The 15,982-nt window shown below is 71.6% G+C and carries 17 protein-coding genes; 6 read left to right on the top strand and 11 right to left on the bottom strand.

Annotation, left to right across the window (positions count from 1 at the left end):
- Positions 1–6: 6 nt before the first annotated feature.
- Positions 7–684 (bottom strand): AIM24 family protein, encoded by a 678-nt coding sequence (locus tag B072_RS0130930; RefSeq protein WP_018533838.1) that lies wholly within the window; start codon positions 682–684, stop codon positions 7–9.
- Between the two features lie 125 nt (positions 685–809).
- Between B072_RS0130930 and B072_RS48815 the strand changes: the two genes are divergently transcribed.
- Positions 810–986: a hypothetical protein gene (locus B072_RS48815; protein WP_018533837.1), complete on the top strand. Its 177-nt coding sequence runs from the start codon at positions 810–812 to the stop codon at positions 984–986.
- A 16-nt stretch (positions 987–1,002) separates the two neighbouring features.
- Here the strand turns inward: B072_RS48815 and B072_RS0130920 are convergent, their stop codons facing one another.
- Positions 1,003–1,623 (bottom strand): dihydrofolate reductase family protein, encoded by a 621-nt coding sequence (locus tag B072_RS0130920; RefSeq protein WP_018533836.1) that lies wholly within the window; start codon positions 1,621–1,623, stop codon positions 1,003–1,005.
- Between the two features lie 452 nt (positions 1,624–2,075).
- Here B072_RS0130920 and B072_RS0130915 point away from each other — a divergent pair, with 452 nt between their 5' ends.
- The 3 genes from B072_RS0130915 to B072_RS0130905 all read left to right on the top strand — a co-directional run bounded on the left by B072_RS0130915 (position 2,076) and on the right by B072_RS0130905 (position 4,909).
- Entirely contained in the window at positions 2,076–2,972 is an 897-nt protein-coding gene (locus tag B072_RS0130915; protein WP_018533835.1) for an ion transporter, read from the top strand.
- 114 nt (positions 2,973–3,086) lie between these two features.
- Entirely contained in the window at positions 3,087–3,695 is a 609-nt protein-coding gene (locus tag B072_RS44460) for a winged helix-turn-helix domain-containing protein (protein WP_018533834.1), read from the top strand.
- Positions 3,692–4,909 (top strand): MFS transporter, encoded by a 1,218-nt coding sequence (locus tag B072_RS0130905; RefSeq protein WP_018533833.1) that lies wholly within the window; start codon positions 3,692–3,694, stop codon positions 4,907–4,909. Before B072_RS44460 ends, B072_RS0130905 begins: the two co-directional genes overlap by 4 nt.
- Here B072_RS0130905 and B072_RS44455 read toward each other — a convergent pair.
- The 3 genes from B072_RS44455 to B072_RS0130890 form a co-directional block, all read right to left on the bottom strand.
- Complete coding sequence (locus tag B072_RS44455; protein ID WP_018533832.1) at positions 4,880–6,091, bottom strand: methyltransferase; 1,212 nt, start codon at positions 6,089–6,091, stop codon at positions 4,880–4,882. The genes B072_RS0130905 and B072_RS44455 overlap by 30 nt on opposite strands.
- A gap of 97 nt (positions 6,092–6,188) precedes the next feature.
- Positions 6,189–6,479 (bottom strand): tetratricopeptide repeat protein, encoded by a 291-nt coding sequence (locus tag B072_RS0130895; protein ID WP_202538402.1) that lies wholly within the window; start codon positions 6,477–6,479, stop codon positions 6,189–6,191.
- Between the two features lie 127 nt (positions 6,480–6,606).
- Positions 6,607–7,878 (bottom strand): helix-turn-helix domain-containing protein, encoded by a 1,272-nt coding sequence (locus B072_RS0130890; RefSeq protein WP_018533830.1) that lies wholly within the window; start codon positions 7,876–7,878, stop codon positions 6,607–6,609.
- A gap of 318 nt (positions 7,879–8,196) precedes the next feature.
- On the opposite strand from B072_RS0130890, the gene B072_RS0130885 reads away from it, so the two are divergent.
- Positions 8,197–9,165, top strand: a complete 969-nt coding sequence (locus B072_RS0130885; protein ID WP_018533829.1) for an esterase/lipase family protein — start codon at positions 8,197–8,199, stop codon at positions 9,163–9,165.
- A gap of 175 nt (positions 9,166–9,340) precedes the next feature.
- Here B072_RS0130885 and B072_RS0130880 read toward each other — a convergent pair whose 3' ends face one another.
- From B072_RS0130880 to B072_RS0130860, 5 genes are read right to left on the bottom strand one after another with little or no spacing between them, the layout of a single operon-like run.
- Entirely contained in the window at positions 9,341–9,988 is a 648-nt protein-coding gene (locus B072_RS0130880; protein ID WP_043245030.1) for an ABC transporter permease, read from the bottom strand.
- The gene (locus tag B072_RS0130875; RefSeq protein ID WP_018533827.1) at positions 9,988–10,713 is read right to left on the bottom strand and encodes an ABC transporter permease; all 726 of its coding nucleotides are present in this window, start codon (positions 10,711–10,713) and stop codon (positions 9,988–9,990) included. The genes B072_RS0130880 and B072_RS0130875 overlap by 1 nt, the downstream gene beginning before the upstream one ends.
- Positions 10,710–11,675, bottom strand: coding sequence for an ABC transporter ATP-binding protein (locus B072_RS0130870; RefSeq protein WP_018533826.1), 966 nt, complete (start codon positions 11,673–11,675; stop codon positions 10,710–10,712). Before B072_RS0130870 ends, B072_RS0130875 begins: the two co-directional genes overlap by 4 nt.
- 17 nt (positions 11,676–11,692) lie before the next feature.
- Complete coding sequence (locus tag B072_RS0130865) at positions 11,693–12,589, bottom strand: glycine betaine ABC transporter substrate-binding protein (RefSeq protein WP_018533825.1); 897 nt, start codon at positions 12,587–12,589, stop codon at positions 11,693–11,695.
- A gap of 5 nt (positions 12,590–12,594) precedes the next feature.
- A complete protein-coding gene (locus B072_RS0130860) occupies positions 12,595–14,634 on the bottom strand; it encodes a CocE/NonD family hydrolase (RefSeq protein ID WP_106432969.1) in 2,040 nt (679 codons plus the stop codon).
- Between the two features lie 102 nt (positions 14,635–14,736).
- Between B072_RS0130860 and B072_RS0130855 the strand changes: the two genes are divergently transcribed.
- On the top strand, positions 14,737–15,558 hold the full coding sequence (locus B072_RS0130855; protein WP_018533823.1) for an N-formylglutamate amidohydrolase: 822 nt from the start codon (positions 14,737–14,739) through the stop codon (positions 15,556–15,558).
- Here the strand turns inward: B072_RS0130855 and B072_RS0130850 are convergent.
- Positions 15,549–15,941, bottom strand: a complete 393-nt coding sequence (locus B072_RS0130850) for a nuclear transport factor 2 family protein (RefSeq protein WP_018533822.1) — start codon at positions 15,939–15,941, stop codon at positions 15,549–15,551. The two genes, B072_RS0130855 and B072_RS0130850, sit on opposite strands and share 10 nt — an antisense overlap.
- Positions 15,942–15,982: the final 41 nt, after the last annotated feature.

Below are 15,982 nucleotides of genomic sequence, written 5' to 3'. Positions count from 1 at the left end.
CGGTTTCTAGTGCTGCTGCGGCTTCTGCGGCGTCGCCTCGCTCGGCCGCACCACCACGAACCCCTGCCCCTCCAGCATGAGTTGGACCGCCTCCCCGGATCCGCCGCGGATCATCGACCCGATCGACTGGGACCGGTGCAGCGACGTACGGAGATCGGCGGTCCAGCCCACCACCGCGTCCGTGTCCACGTACACCGGCTGCTGCGGCGAGACCGGGAGCACCAGCGGATTGCCCTCACATATCAGCCCCAGCCTGCCGTGCCCCGTGAACACGCTGTTGAACAGGCCGCCGCCCGTCATGCCCGCGCCCTTCACCGTCTTGATGTCGTACGACAACGAGGAGTCGAAGCAGAGCACGTTGCGGCCGTTGACGGTGAACACGTCGCCGGGCTCGATGTCCACGACGAACACGTTCTGCGCCTCCTGCGCGAACCAGGCCTCCCCCTGCCCGCGCACCTTCATCACCGGGAGCCCCTCACCGGTGACGGCGCGCTTCAGCATGCCGCCGACCCCCTGGCTCTTCCGCTCGAACTGCAGGTTCCCCCGGTAGGCGATCATCGATCCCTGCCGCGCCATCATCTCGCCGTCGATCACGTACCGGATCGATTTGGCGTTCTGCGCCGACATGCCCGGCCCGGCGGCGGCCCGCACCATGAACTCACTCGCGAAAAGATCACCCTTCATCCGGGCATCGTGACCCGGAGGGTTCCGTTCCGACAAGGTGCGCGAGCCTGGTCGTGACCGGCTCGGGGACGCGCGCGGCGCACAACCCGTGGAGGGTTGTCGGATCCGCCCGCTAGTCTCTTCACATGATCCCCACCGACGACGCTGGTTCCGTGCTGTCCGCCGACGAGTTGAACGAGCGGATCCGCGGCCTTCTCGCGCGCTCGGGCGGGCGGCTGAGCGTCGAGCAGCGCCGCGAGTACGAGGTGCTCGTGGTGGAGTGGGCGGCGGCGGTGCGCGGGGAGATCGTGAAGGCCGCCTGAAGGGCATCCCTCTGACTCAGGGCAGCACGCGATACGTCACGTGCGTCACCGAGTCCGTCGCTCGTGACTCCATCTGTTCCAGGTTCAGTGACGGCACGCCGTCGAAGAGGCGGGTGCCCGCGCCGAGGGTGAACGGGACGATGTGCAGGCGCAGTTCGTCGATCAGGCCTGCGGCGAGGTACTGGTTGACGGTGGTCGCGCCGCCGTGGATCGACACGTTGCGGTCGCCGGCCGCCTCGCGGGCCTGTCGCAGGGCGGATTCGATGCCGTCGGTGACGAAGTGGAACGTGGTGCCGCCGTCCATGGGCTGCGGGGCGCGCGGGTGGTGGGTGAGGACGAAGACCGGTGCGTGGTAGGGCGGGTTGTCGCCCCACCAGCCGTTCCATCGCCGGTCCCATGCGCCGCGCACCGGGCCGAACATGTTGCGCCCCATGACGAAGGCGCCGGCCGTGGACAGCCGGTCGAGTTCGGCCTGCCGCCGCTCCGGGGTCTCGAACATCCAGTGGTGCAGCCGGTCGCCCCAGCCGTCGCCCGCGTCGTCGCCGAACGGGCGCTTCTCGGACTGGTGGAGCCCGGCCGCGTACCCGTCGACGGAGATCGAGAGGTCGCACGTCACCTTGCCCGGTCGTGTCGTCACTGGTCCGTCCTCCTGGCGGTCGGTGGCGGTCGTTCGTCACCAGGATGGACCGGTGCGGGCCCGTGAACTCATCGCGCGGCCGCACGCGCAGTCAGGGCCGTTGACGCCGGGGCGTGCAGGCGCACCCGGCGTCAACGACGTAGGAGGTCAGCAGGTTGGGCTGATCCCGCTGCCTCACACGTGCTTCAGCGCCGGCCCTCGGGTCGGATGCACCTCTTCGGAAATTCGTCGGTCCGTCGGTCCGTCGGTCCGCCGGTCCGGCAATGCGGGAATTCGGCAGAAAGTGCCCGCATGCCGTTCTGGCAGCGGAGTGCCAAAGGTGAGGTTTGAGCACGGTAATCGCTCACCGTTTCGGGCGGAATGTTCTTTTCACTCCATTCGGGGATGTACCGCGAAAACAGCATTTCCTACGGTGGGCGGCGTATCGCCGGATTCTCTATTTGTGAGGTCACGTGCTTGCAGAAACCCGCAGGAAAGCCGTCGCCGAACGTGCCCGCCCGGTCGTCGAGTCGTCCGGATTCAGCGCGGCGGCACTCCTGTCCATCCTGGGTAACGCGACGCTGCTGGCTCTCGAGACATACCCCCATCTCTTCCGGGCGCACGGCGCTCTCCTCGCGGATCTCCAGCACGTGTTCCTCGGTCTGTTCGCCCTGGAGATCGCGGCGCGTGCCCTGGCCGAGGCCGACCGGCCCCGCTCCTTCTTCACCGACCCGTGGAACATCTTCGATCTGTTCCTGCTGGTCGCGACCCTGGTCCCGTTCGGCAACAGCGGGGCGGGTGTACTGCGGCTGCTGCGCCTCGCGCGGGTGTTGCGGGCGGCGCGCATGCTGCCGCACGTACGGCTCATCGCGACGGCCATCGGGCGCAGTCTGCCGGGCATGGTGGGATTCCTGATGGTCGGCGCGATCGTGCTCTTCCTGTACTCGATGGTCGGCTGGATGCTGTTCGGCCGGAGCGACCCCGAGCACTACGGCACGGTGGGGCTCGCCGGGCTGACCCTCTTCCTGCTCATCACGCTCGACGGGATCGGCGACATGGTCCGCTCCGGGCTCGACGTGACCACATGGACCATCCCGTACTACGTGAGCTTCGTGCTCTTCGCGTCGTTCCTGCTCGTCAACACCCTGATCGGCGTGGTCATCACCTCCCTCGACGAGGCGCGGGAGGCCGCGGGCGGCGAGAGCGCCGCGCCTGCCGCGGAGCCTGCTCCGGCCCCGGTCGTTCCCGCGCAGGGGCTGCGGAGCCATGTGGGCGAGCTCCGTTCCGTCCTCCTGGCGTTGGAGCACGCGGTGCGGGAGGAGGCGGACGGGCGCGAGGTGGCGTCGCGGGAGGTGCGGGGGCCTCGCTAGGCGGCGGCATGACCCGCGGGAAGGGTCCGGAGGACCCGCGCGAAGAAGCGTCCGCGAACACTTCTTCGCGAAGGACTCTTCCCGAACAAGTCTTCTGTGTCTACGCTCGGGCCCATGAGTGCATCCGCCGGAGATCCCCCTCATGCACCGAAGGCCCGGGACACGTCCGACACGGAGGGGGAGGTCACCCTCGACACCGCCGCTCTGCGCGTCCTCGCCCACCCCATGCGCCTCGCCCTCCTCGACGCGCTGCGGTGCCAAGGCCCGGCCACCGCACGGCAGTTGGCCCGCAGGTTCGAGCTGGACTCGGGTGCCGCCAGTTATCACCTGCGACGGCTCGCCGCGGGCGGGCTCATCGAGGAGGACGTCGAGCGCGGCAACCGCAGGGACCGGTGGTGGCGGGCGCTGCACCGCGTGTCCCAGCACGATCCCGCCGAGCACGGCGGCCCCGAAGGCCGCGCCTACACACAGGCCGTGGCCCTCGCCGCCGCCGAGACGCTGCGCAGGGCCGCCGCGCAGACCCCCGGTATGCCGGACGAGTGGTTCGCGGTGTCCGCCTTCAGCGACTTCACCGTGCGGCTCACGCCCGACGAACTCCGGGAACTGACAGGTGAGTTGTACGCGGTCGTCACGCGGTACCGGGACAAGGAACCCGCGCCGGGGGCCGCGCCCGCCACCGTGCAGTTCCAGGCGTTCCCCGCGGACCGGCCGCACGAGTCGTGACCGCGGCGACGCACACCCACGCGCCCGCCGCCCACCGTGATCCGAACGTGTGGCGCTGGCTCGGTGCCTACACCGCGTCCGTCACCGGCGACGTCGTCCACATGACCGTCCTGACCTGGGTCGCCGTCGACGTCTCAGGGCCCGCGCAGGCCGGATTCGTGCTCGCCGCGGGCGCCGTTCCCAGGGCCGTCCTCATGCTCGGCGGCGGTGTGCTCGCCGACCGGTTCGGGCCGCGCCGGGTGCTCATCGGCAGCGACCTGGCGCGCTGCCTGGCCGTCCTCGCGGTGGCCGCCGTCATGTACGCGGGAGGCGCGCACGTGGCCGTGCTGTGCGTCCTCGCGGTCTGCTTCGGCGTCGCCGACGCGCTGTTCATGCCGGCCGTGGGCGCGCTGCCGCCGCGCCTCACCGCGCCGGACCAGCTGACGCGCGTACAGGGCATGCGGTCGCTCGCGGTGCGGTTCGGCAACACCGTCGGTCCGCTCGCGGCCGGGGTGGCGCTCACGACGAGCGGCGCGGCCGGTGCGTTCGCCGGTGTCGGCGCCCTGTTCGCGGTGTCGCTGGTGCTGCTCGCCGCCCTGCGGGTGCCCGGTGCCCCGACGCGGACGGACGTCTCGGCCTGGGCCCAACTCCGTGACGGCATGCGCTACTTGAGCAAGCGGCCGCGACTCGTCCGGCTCGTCGTCGTCATCGGGCTCGGCGAGATGTGCTTCAGCGGCCCGGTCGGCGCCGCCCTCGTGCTGCTCACCGACGAGCGCGGCTGGAGCCCCGGCACGCTGTCGCTGCTGCTCGGCGCGTTCAGCGTGGCGGGCGCCGTGATCGGTGTCGCGCTGACCGTCGTACGAGACGTTCCCGCGCAGCGCGCCCTGCTCGCCGCGAGCCTCGCCGCCACCGCCGTACTCGTCGCCGCACTGGGACTGGCCCGGCCGGGGCCCGGCGCCTCCGTGGCCCTGTGCGCGCTGCTCGGCGCGGCGAGCGGGGTCCCCATGGTGCTCGGGCACGCCCTGCTCCAACGGTGGACGGCACCCGACTGCGTCGGCCGGGTCACCTCCGTCACCTCGCTGTGCACCCTCGGCCTGAGCCCGCTCCTGCTGCCGCTCGCGGGGATCGTCGCGGCGGCCTGGGGAGCCGGGACGTTCCTGGCCGGATGCGGCGCGGTCTGCCTGCTGGCCGCCGCGCTCGCCGCGTCACCGGCGCTGGGCTCCCCGGCGACCTGAGGGCTCTCGCTTGACCGCCTTCAGGATCACGAACTTCGGGTCACCGGCGACGAGTTCACTGTTGCCGAACAGGCGGCGCAGCTTGAGGTGGTAGCCGAGGTGCCGGTTGCCGACGACCCACAGCTCGCCGCCGGGGCGCAACGCGGCGCGCGCCTGCGTGAACATCCGCCAGGCCGTCGCGTCGGTTGTCGCCTGGTGCGAGTGGAACGGCGGGTTGTTCAGGACGAGGTCGACGCTGTCGTCGGCCACCCCCGCCAGTCCGTCGCCGACCCGGAAGCGGGCCGTGCCCGCCCGCCCGGCGGCGTTCGCCTCGTACGTCGCCTCGGCCGACGCCACCGCTTGGTGGGACTCGTCGGTGAACAGGACATCGGCCTGGGGGTGGGTGAGCGCGGCGGCCGTGCCCACGACGCCGTTCCCGCAGCCGAGGTCCACGATCCGGCGGGCCCCGGTGTCGTTCGGCAGGTGCCGCAGCAGGAACCGGGTGCCGATGTCGAGGTGCTCGGCGCAGAACACGCCCGCGTGGTTGACGACGGTGCCGCTCGCCAACGGGCCGATGTCGTCGGGGAGCTGATAGCGCAAGGGCCAGGGGTTCGGGTCCGGCGTCAGTGCCGGCTCGGGCGTGGTGAAGATCAGCCGCGCCTTCTTCTCCGCGAGGGAGGTGCGGGTCGGGCCGATGATTCGCTCGAACAGGTTCAGCGTCGAGGTGTGGATCTCCTTCACCATGCCGGTGCCGATGACCACGGTGCCCGGGTGGACGGCCGGCCGCAGGCGGTGCAGCTGGTCCTCCAGCAGGGCGAGGCTCTTGGGCACGCGCACGAGCAGCACGTCGACACGGGCCGGCGGGGTGTCCCGCGTGGTGAGGAGCGTCGCGCCCGCGCGGCTGTTCCGCTCCAGATTCGCGTACGTCGCCTGTTGGCCGAGGTAGGAGTCCGAGATCAGGGTCGGCGTGCAGCCGCCCGTCCCGGTGAGCGCCGTGGCGAGCGCGCCCCAGCGGTCGCCGACCACCACGACGGCGCCGGACAGGTCGGTGCCCTGCTCGGCGAGGTGCTTGAGGAGGTAGCTGTCGGCTGCGTCCCAGGCGCGCAGCCGGTCGCGCGGGTCCTCGGGGTACCGGGTCAGCGCGATGTCCGACCAGGGCGTGGTCAGGACGGGGGCGGGGGCGGCCTTGTCGGTGCGGTTCATCGTGCAGCAAGGCTAGCCGAGCCGCAGCTCACGGCGGTGCGGCCGGGTTGGCACACCCGGCCGCACCGTCACGCGCCGGCCCGGGGGAGAGCCCCGGTCAGACCTCGGGAAAGTCCCCGGCGAACACCGCCGCCATCCGCAGGTGCGGGGCCGCCTCGGCGTCCCGGCCCTGCCGCTCCAGGGTGCGGCCGAGCATCAGCCGGGCGTAGTGCTCCACCGGGTCGCGCTCCACGATGGTGCGCAACTCGGTCTCGGCGCGACGCAGTTGCGCCGAGTGGTAGTAGGAACGGGCCAGCAGCAGACGCGGGCCGACCTGCTCCGGGACCTCCGCGACGAGGCCGTCCAGGATCCGGGCGGCGGTCGCGTACTCCTTCGCGTCGAAGAACATCCGCGCGCGCTCCCAGCGCTCCGCGGCCGTCCCGTGCGTGTAGTACTTCTGCTCCACTGTTGCCTCCTTCGCGGCCGTCAACCGGGACCGCCCCCGGCATATTCCCCGGGCCTGCGGGCGGCGCGGCTCAGGCGAGGCCCGCCCGCAGCGCCGCCTCCAGCTCGAAGCGGGCGTCCGGATCGGTGAGCTGCTCGCCGAACAGGCGCTGGAGGTGGTGCAGCCGCTGCCGGGCGGTCTGCGGGTGGATCGCCAGGCGCTCGGCGAGTTCCGGGGCGCTGCCGTGCGGGGTCTGCAGATGCGCGAGCAGGGTGTGGGCGAGGCGGTCGCGCTGTTTCGGGGTGAGCGTGTCGAGCGGGGCGAGGCGCCGGGCCGCCATCAGCCGCACCAGCGGGGGGTCGGCGAGCAGCAGCAGATCGGTGAGCCGCCGGTCCGCGTCGTCCGGCCCGCCCGCCGCGATCCGGGCGCGCAGCGAACGGGCCCAGCGCAGGGAGTCGGCGGCCTGCCGCAACGGCACGACCGGCCCCGTCACGCCCACCCGGTCGTGCAGCACCTGCCGCACCCGGGGATCGGCGAGATGCACGGCGGGCTCGGGCACGAGCAGGCAGGGCGCGGACCCGTCGAGGTCGGCGAGGACCACGGACGGCAGCCGCAGCCCGCGCGACGCCGCGCCGTCCGGTCGCGGGGCCGGGGCCGTCACGTCGCGCGGCCCCTGAACGCGCGGGCCGAGGGCGACCGCCACCACCGTCTCCGGCAGGACCCACTCCGCGTCCCGGGCCGCCTGGATCAGCACGTCGTCGGGCACGGCGTCCGCCCGCGCGGTCCGCGGCGCGGGGCCCGGGGACGGGTCCGGCGCGACGAGCAGGGTGAGCAGCCGGTGCCTGCGGCGCCCGAGCGTGCCGGCCGCGTCGGCCTGGGCCTGCGCGTACGCGGCGACGGACGCGGCCGCGATCTCGTCGATGTGCGTGAACGCGGTCTCCGCGAGCTGCGCCACCGCGTCCGTGCCGAGCGACAGCCGACGGGCGACCCGGACGTAACGCCGGTACGCGACCCGGGCGCCGAGCCGGTACGCGGCCTGCAGCGCGTCCAGGCTGCGCCCCTCCGACAGCTCGCCGCGGCCCAGGGCCCGGTAGACCGGCAGACGCTGCGCGTCGAGTTCGCCGCCGCCCTCCTCGATGCGGTCGACGAATTCGGCGAGAGCGGTTTCCACCCCGTTCTGGATGGACGCTCCGAACTGCCCGGACAGCGGGCGGGAGAATTCCGGAATATGACGGCGGATTTCATGGATGATCTCGGCTGCGAGCGTGCGGTTCTCCTTGCGGAGTTCCGCCGCGAGGCGCTGCGGAAAGACGACCCACGCGCCACCGAAACCCGGCGCGCCGGCCGTGCCGGAAGCGTTCATGCCCCACCTCAAGGTCCGTCCGTCCCGCCGAGTATGGGACGAGGTTACTCGCGGGTCAAGGTGTTGACATGAAGTCAACTACCGCTGCTAGTCGGTCGTTCACCAGCGGTATTGCCGTTCGTCCGAGCCGGGCCACCGGCAAAGCACTCACGCGGATGACACCTTCGTGATCGGCCGTCGGTCAATCCTGGCACCGCCCTGCGCGCCCCACGGATCTCTTGGTCCACACCGTTGCCGTGGCCCCGGACTCCCTTCTAGCTTCTCGCCGTCCGACGCCGCGATTGTCGCGGTATTCCAGAACAAGGGACGGTACTGGAAATGAGACGCAAGATATTCGGCGCGGTTGCCGCGGGCGCCCTGGGGATTTCCGGGCTGGTCGCCCTTGGGGCTCCGAACGCGGCCGCGACGCAGGATGCGCAGCCGGTCGAGTACAGCTTCACCAGCGGATTCCTGAAGGGATTCTTCAAAGCGGGTGAGGCGCCTCCCGGAGCCAACGACTGGGGCTGCAGGCCGAGCGCGGAGCACCCGCAGCCGGTCGTCCTCGTGCACGGCACGCTCGAGAACATGAACGACAACTGGCGCGGCGCCGCGCCCCTGCTGGCCAACAACGGCTACTGCGTCTTCGCCTTCAACTACGGCGCCGACGACGAGTCCTCCGCGGTCCAGGGCACCGGCGCCATGAAGACCAGCGCCGCGAAGCTCGGCACCTTCGTCGACAAGGTGCGGGCCGCCACCGGCGCCGCCGAGGTCGACCTGGTCGGCCACTCGCAGGGCGGCGGCCCGATGCCCCGTCACTACCTGAAGAACGACCCGAGCGCGGCCGGAAAGGTCGCCAAGCTCATCGGCATCACCCCCTCCAACCACGGCACCACCCTCAGCGGCATCACCGAACTGGGCCGCGCCCTGCACATCCTGGAACCCGCCAACGACCTGCTCACCAAGACGAGCCCGGCCCTCGTCGAGCAGGAGATCGGCTCCGACTTCAACAAGGAGCTCGACGCGGGCGGCGACACCGTGCCCGGCGTCGACTACACGGTCATCGCCAGCAAGTACGACGAGGTCGTCACGCCGTACACGAACAGCTACCTCACGGCGGGCCCGGGCGCGACCGTCAAGAACATCCGCGTTCAGGACGCCTGCGCCAAGGACCTCACCGACCACCTGGAGGCCGCGTACGACCCGATCAGCCTCACGTACGTGCTGAACGCGCTCGACCCCGCGCACCCGCGCCCGGTCACGTGCCAGACCGTGCTGCCGCTCACCGGCCCCACGGGGCCGGTCAAGTGACAGGAGCCTCGCGGGGGCAGTGATCCAGCCGTAGTTCGTCAGGGGCGGGGCCGAACCACGGCCCCGCCCCTGACGTCGCTGTGGTCGTTGTCCACCACTCGTCCGATCGGCGCACCCCCAGGGTCTTGCCGGAGGTCGGGCGCCTCATGCGACGCGAAGGGGGCTGCGACCCGGGCTACCGAACCCGGGTGCCGCGCGGCGCGAGCCGGTTGCCGACGGCCCCGAACAGGCCGTCGGCGGCCAGCGCGAGCACCGCCACCCACAGTGCGGCGGCGATCACCCCGGACAGGCCGTACGACACCTGGTTGAGGATGATGTCGCCGAGCCCGCCGCCGCCGGCGACGGCCGCGAGGGTCGCGCTGGAGATGACGTACACGGCGGCGATCCTGATGCCCGTGAACAACACCGGCAGCGCCAGGGGCAGTTCGACCCGCCACAGGATCTGCCACTCCGTCAGCCCCATCCCGCGCGCGGCCCGTACGAGATCGGCGTCGACCTGCTCCACCGACAGATAGGCGTGGGTGAGGACGGGCGGCACGGCCATGACGACGAGGGCCGTCATCACGTTCACGAAGCCGATGCCGAGCAGCCCCAGGAAGATCGCGATCAGGGCGAGGGACGGCAGCGCACGCCCGATGTTGGAGATGCTGACGGTGAGGAACGCCCCCTTGCCCCGGTGCCCCAGCCACACGCCGAGCGGCACCGCGATCACCAGTGCCACGGCGACGGCGGCGGCGGAGAGCAGCAGATGGTCGCCGGTCCGGTCGAGCAGCAGCCCGAAGTGGTCGGCCATGAACGAGAAGCTCGCCCAGAAGGTGTGCATCAGACGGTCCTCCGCGTCCTGGCCCACGGGGTGAGCGCCCGGCCGACGAGCACGAGCAGCCCGTCGGCGGCGAGCGCGAGCGCCACAGCGAGCAGTCCGGCCCCGATGAACTGGGTGTTGAACGGCGACTGCAGCCCCTGGATGATCGGCGAACCGAGCCCCTGGTCGATGATGAACGCCGCCACCTCGACCACACTGATCGTGGTGACGGTCGCGACCCTGAGCCCGCTGATCACGGCGGGCAGCGCGAGCGGCAGCTCGATCCGCCACAGGATCTCCCGCCGGGTCAGGCCCATGCCGACCCCGGCCCGCCGTACGTCGTCGGGCACCTCGGACAGGCCGCTCAGCGTCGACTTGAACAGCACCATCAGCGTGTACGCGACGAGCGCGATCTCGGCGGTGAGCACGGAGAGCCCCGACACCGGGACGAGGAGCGTGAACAGCGCCATCGGCGGGATCGTGTAGAGGAACGAGGTCAGCCCGCCGAGCGGCTTGATCAGCCACCGCCGGAAGTGCGCGAGCAGCGCCAGCGGGAAGGCGATGAGGAACCCGATGCCGACCGCGATCACGGTGAGGCGGACGTGCTGGCCCAGGGCGGGCCCGAACACGCTGGAGAAGTTCGCGGTGAACCAGTCGACGCAGAACACGCCGTTGTCCCGCACGCACGAACTGACCGTCCCGAAGTCCGGGATGACCGGTTGCGGCCCGGAGGCGAGCAGGCTCACGCCGCCTCCCGTATCAGGTCGACGGTGACGGAGCCGACGGTCTTCCCGTCGCCGTCCGCCACCGCGAGCCGCTCGGCGGCACCGGCCATCAGCGCCGACAGGGCCGTACGCAGGGTGTCGCCGGTACGGAGCACGGCGGCCTCTGCGGTTTCCTCGGTGGCCGGCTCCAGCTTCAGGTCGCCGAGCGTGCGCAGCGTCAGCGCCTTCAACCCGCGGTCCGCGCCCACGAATCGGGCCACGTAGTCGTCGGCGGGCGCGCGCAGGATGCGCTCCGGGGTGTCGTACTGGAGCAGCTTGCCGCCCTTGGCGAGGATCGCGACGCGGTCGGCCATCCGGACGGCCTCGTCGATGTCGTGGCTGACGAACAGCGTCGTCTTCCCCACCTGTTCCTGGAGGCGCAGGAACTCGTCCTGGACGTGCTCGCGCGTCACCGGGTCGAGCGCGCCGAACGGCTCGTCCATGAGCATGATGGGCGGATCGGCCGCCAACGCCCTTGCGATGCCGACGCGTTGACGCTGCCCGCCGGAGAGCTGGGACGGGTAGCGGTGCCCGTACTCCTTGTGCGGGAGCCCGACGAGTTCGAGCAGCTCGCGCACCCGCTCGGCGATCCTCGGCTTCTTCCAGCCGAGCACCTGCGGCACGGTCGCCACGTTCTCGTCGATGGTCAGGTGCGGGAAGAGTCCCGCCTGCTGGATGACGTAGCCGATGCCGCGGCGCAGCTCGATGACGTCCTGGTCGCGGATGCTGCGGTCGCCGATGCGGATGTCGCCGCTCGTCAACTCGGTCAGCCGGTTCACGAGGGTGAGGGCCGTGGTCTTGCCGCAGCCCGAAGCGCCGAGCAGGACACAGATCTCGCCCGCCGGGACGGTCAACGACAGGGCGTCGAGAGCGGGTTCGGCCGATCCGTCGTACGTCTTGGTGGCCGCGTCGAAGACGATCTCGGCGGCAGCACTGTTCTGCATGGGTGGGTGCTCCTCGGTCACTTCAGGTCGTTGGCGCGCAGGAACCGGTCGGCGACCTTGGCGGGGCTGAGCCGCATCATCGCGGCGGCCTCGTTGAGGGCCTGCATGGCTTCCTCGGTGAGCAACTCGTCGACGGCGTCGAGCGGTTCGGTGAGCCGCGCGCCGTACCGGTCCACGAGGGAGCGGCGCACGACCGGAGCGACGTTCTGGAACCCGAAGATCGCCTGGTCGTCGTCGAGGACGGTGAAGTCGTAGCGGCGCAGCTGCGGGTCGGTGGTGAACACGTCGGCGGCGTCCACGTCCCCGTTCTTCAGCGCCGGGTACTGCAGCCCGATGTTGAGCGGGCGCACCTTCATGTCGCGCAGTCCGTACGCCTTGACGATCGCGTCGTAGCCGAGCGGCCCCGTGATGTTGTCCGGGTACTCGGCGTACGAGGTCTTCCCCATCTTCTTCAGGTCACCGACCGTCTTCAGCCCGTACTCGCGGGCGTCGGCGGTGCGCACGGCGACCGCGTTGCGGTTCTGGAACGGGGTGGCCTTCAGCAGGGTGACGCCGCGCGTCTCCTCGAACGCCTTCGCCGCCTCGTACGTGCCGCGCGCGGTCGTCGGCATGTGCTTCGGCAGCGCGAACGTCTGCAGGATCACGCCCGTGTACTCGGGGTACAGGTCGATCTGGCCGCCGCGCAGCGCCCGGTCGATGATGTCGGCGCTGCCGATGTTGGACTTGAGGACGACCTGGAAGCCCCGCGCCGTGAGGATCTGCGCGTACAGCTCGCCCATCACCCACGACTCGGTGAACTGCTTGGAGCCGACCGTGATGACGGGCCCGGTGCCGGCGACGGAACCGGTCGCCGTGGCGACCCCGGCCGCGCCGAGCGCGGCGAGACCGCCGGTCAGGAGGGTGCGTCTGCGCATCGGCCTCACATCCCCTGCCGGGGGATCACGGCGTCCGTGGTGCGGTCGTACACCTGCGTGTCCCCTTCGAATGCGGTGAGCGTGTTGCTGACCTTGAACGTGTCCCGGTCGGCGGTGAGCCGGCTCGATGTCACGACCTTCCAGCGCCAGTCGCCGCGGCCGCCCTCCTCGGTGCGCTCGCACTCCACGAGCGCCGAGTGCGGGTCGCCCTCGGAGAGCGAGAACCGGTCCACGGAGTCGGAGATCCGCCACGATCCGTCGGAGAGGTCCTTGAACTCGCCGTCACCCACGGCGAGTTCCACCACGGTCCGACCGCTGACCGGATCGTGCTCGATCCGCCGCGTCGACTCGCCCGGCGTCTGGGCGAGGTCGGCAGGAAGGTCCGGCAGCGGCTCCCCGTAAGGACGTAGCCCGGCGTCCGCTTCGTCGAACGGCCGCACGGGCAGCCGGAGTTCGGAGGTCGGCGACGGGTGCACGGTGACCGTGACGGGCTCCGGTGACGGCCAGGCCAGCGGCCAGTACGAGGCGGAGACCGCGACCCGGACCCGGTGGCCGGGCGCGAAGGCGTGCGCGGTCGCCAGCAGCGGGACCGTCACGTCGTAGGTGCGGCCCGTCTCCAGCGGCAGTACCTCCTCGTGGCCCTCGCGGTGCGTCAGATTGAGCAGCCCGCGCGTCACGAGCCGCGAACTGCCGTCCGGGGCGACGTCGTTGAGCCGCACCGCGAGCTGCGCGGCCGGCCGGTCCGCGCTCACCCGCAGCGTCACCGCCGGCACCCCGAGGATCTCGGCGCGCTCGTCGAGCGGCGCGGTGGTGAAGCAGTGCGCGAGCCCGTCGTCCCCGCCCTGCGGACCGAACTGACCCGCCGCGTCCCCGAACTGGAGCCAGCTGCCGCCCGCGGTGCCGAGCACGCGCGTGCTGTCCAGGTGGACGTCTCGGTAGCGCAGGGGGTCGTGCGTCGCGGCGTCCCCGGCGGACTCCCCGGCCAGCGCGAACGCCTGCTCCTGGATCCGCTCCGAGGGCCAGTTCCGCTCGGCGACCCAGCGCCCGGGGCGTACCGCGCGGTCCGCGCCCGGCGCCGCCCACTGCGGCAGCCACGCCCGCAGCGCCGGATCGTCCAGGGCGCCGGTGTCGCGGCCGCGCAGGAACTGGTCGAACCAGCGCACGACCTCACCGTGGAAGTCGATCGCGGGCCCCGGCTCCGCCTGATGCGGATACGTGTGCGCCCACGGCCCCACCATCGCTCGCACGGGAGCCCGCACACCCTCCAGCAGGCGCAGCACGGCGCCCACGTACGGGTCGTACCAGCCGCCCACCGCGAGCACCGGCGCGGTGATCGCGGAGAAGTCCTCGCAGACCGAGCCGTGCTTCCAGTACGCGTCGCGCGTCTGGTGCCGCAGCCACTCCTCGACGTACACCGGCGTGTCCGCCATGCGGTGCAGCCACTGCTCGCGCCAGCGGTCGCCGACGACCGCGGGGTCGGCCGGGCGGGCGTTGTAGGCGAGCATCGTCGACGCCCACGGCAGCATCTCCGAGGCGATCAGCGAACCGCCCGTGAAGTGCACGTCGTCCGCGTACCGGTCGTCCGTCGAGCACACGGTCACGATCGCCTTGAGGGCGGCGGGGCGAAGGGCGGCGATCTGCAGGCCGTTGAATCCGCCCCACGACTTGCCGATCATGCCGACGTTCCCGTCGCACCACGGCTGCGCGGCCAGCCACTCGATGACCTCGACACCGTCGTCCAGCTCGGCTTGCGCGTACTCGTCGAGCATCAGCCCGTCCGAGTCGCCGCTGCCCCGCAGATCGACGCGGACGGCGGCGTAGCCGCACTCGGCGAAGCGGGCGTGCAGGCTGTTGTCGCGGGACGCCGTCGCGTCGTTCTTGCGGTACGGGATGTACTCGAGGATCGCGGGCGCGGGCCGGGCGGCGCCGTCGGGAAGCCAGACCCGGGCGGCGAGCCGAGTGCCGTCGGCGAGCGGAATCCACAGGTGGCGGACGAGTTCTGAGCGGGCATCGGGCAAGGTGACGTACTCCTGTCGCACTCTCACTACTCAACGGTCGTTCAGTAGCGGACGGCTGGGCTCCCTACCCCGGTCCACACCTCGAAACCCACGTTCCGGAAAATGGGACGCGTGGGGGAGGGTTGGGGCATGGACACCTCGGACAGTTCCGTCAGATCAGGCGACGAGCACGGCCCGGCGCACCGGTTGATCCCCGGGGCCGCGCGCTCGCCGGTGATCCTGCATGTGCCGCACGGCTCCCGCACCATCACGCCGGGCGTCCGCGCCGGCATCGTCCTCGACGACGCCGCACTGGAGCGCGAGCTGGACCTGATCACCGACGCGCACACCCAGGAGCTCGCCGAACGCGCCGCACGCGCCGCGCCCGTGACGCCGTGGCGGTTCGTCAACGCACGCTCCCGGCTGGTCGTCGACCCCGAGCGCTTCCCCGACGAGCGCGAGGAGATGCGGGCGGTCGGCATGGGCGCGGTCTACACCCGCACGACGCACCGCGCACCCCTGCGCGCCGAACCTCCGTGGGACGAGGACGCCCTGCTCGCCCGCTACTTCGAGCCGTACGCGCAGGCGATGACCCGGGCGGTGGCGGACCGTATCGCCGCGACCGGCCGGGCGGTGATCATCGACGTGCACTCCTACCCGAGCCGCGCCCTGCCCTACGAACTCCACGGCTCGGGCCCGCGCCCGCCGGTCTGCCTCGGCACGGATCCCTTCCACACTCCGGCCGCCCTGCTCGCCCACGCGCGCGAGGCGTTCGCCCCGCTCGGGGAGGTCGGCCTGAACACCCCGTTCGCCGGCACGTACGTCCCGCTGCGGTACTACGGCGAGGACCCGCGCGTCACGGCGCTGATGCTGGAGCTGCGGCGCGACGTGTACCTGGACGAACCCGTCACCCCGCACGAGGGTCTCGCCGCGGCGGCGGCCGCGCTGGCCGACCTGGTCCGTCAGGCCTGAGCGGTCTCCTGGGCGATCCGGTCGAACTGCGCCGCCATGGCGGCCTGCAGGGCGTTCGCCGCCGACAGCGGCCGCACCATGACCGTGAACTCGTCGATCAGGCCCTCGTCGTTCACATGCAGGAAGTCGGCGCCGCTGATCGAGCGGTCGCCGACGCGCGCCTCGAAGACGAGGACGTGGTCGCGGCCGCCCGCGTCGTTGATCTCCCGCACGTAGTGGAAGTCCTCGAAGACGCGGGTCACCGCGCGCAGGATCGCCGCCGTGATCGCCTTGCCCGGATACGGCTTGAAGACCACCGGGCTGGTGAAGACGACGTCGTCGGCGAGCAGCGCCTCGATCGCCTCGTGGTCGTTCGCTTCCACGGCCTTGCGGAACGCCTGCATGGCGACACCTCTCTCGATCAATACCCAATTTGTTGAATAGG

This window comes from Streptomyces sp. HmicA12, assembly GCF_000373565.1.
GTDB lineage: Bacteria > Actinomycetota > Actinomycetes > Streptomycetales > Streptomycetaceae > Streptomyces.
The sequence above is the reverse complement of the archived record's forward strand: the minus strand, read 5'-3'. Positions and strand labels throughout refer to the sequence as shown.

Excerpts from the sequence above, each read along its gene's own strand:
- B072_RS0130880 (WP_043245030.1), bottom strand. The coding sequence starts at position 9,988 with ATGCACACCTTCTGGGCGAGCTTCTCGTTCATGGCCGACCACTTCGGG.
- B072_RS0130850 (WP_018533822.1), bottom strand. The coding sequence starts at position 15,941 with ATGCAGGCGTTCCGCAAGGCCGTGGAAGCGAACGACCACGAGGCGATC.
- B072_RS44455 (WP_018533832.1), bottom strand. The coding sequence starts at position 6,091 with ATGAACCGCACCGACAAGGCCGCCCCCGCCCCCGTCCTGACCACGCCC.
- B072_RS0130895 (WP_202538402.1), bottom strand. The coding sequence starts at position 6,479 with ATGTTCTTCGACGCGAAGGAGTACGCGACCGCCGCCCGGATCCTGGAC.
- B072_RS0130865 (WP_018533825.1), bottom strand. The coding sequence starts at position 12,589 with ATGCGCAGACGCACCCTCCTGACCGGCGGTCTCGCCGCGCTCGGCGCG.
- B072_RS0130890 (WP_018533830.1), bottom strand. The coding sequence starts at position 7,878 with ATGAACGCTTCCGGCACGGCCGGCGCGCCGGGTTTCGGTGGCGCGTGG.
- B072_RS0130870 (WP_018533826.1), bottom strand. The coding sequence starts at position 11,675 with ATGCAGAACAGTGCTGCCGCCGAGATCGTCTTCGACGCGGCCACCAAG.
- B072_RS44460 (WP_018533834.1), top strand. The coding sequence starts at position 3,087 with ATGAGTGCATCCGCCGGAGATCCCCCTCATGCACCGAAGGCCCGGGAC.
- B072_RS0130855 (WP_018533823.1), top strand. The coding sequence starts at position 14,737 with ATGGACACCTCGGACAGTTCCGTCAGATCAGGCGACGAGCACGGCCCG.
- B072_RS48815 (WP_018533837.1), top strand. The coding sequence starts at position 810 with ATGATCCCCACCGACGACGCTGGTTCCGTGCTGTCCGCCGACGAGTTG.
- B072_RS0130885 (WP_018533829.1), top strand. The coding sequence starts at position 8,197 with ATGAGACGCAAGATATTCGGCGCGGTTGCCGCGGGCGCCCTGGGGATT.
- B072_RS0130930 (WP_018533838.1), bottom strand. The coding sequence starts at position 684 with ATGAAGGGTGATCTTTTCGCGAGTGAGTTCATGGTGCGGGCCGCCGCC.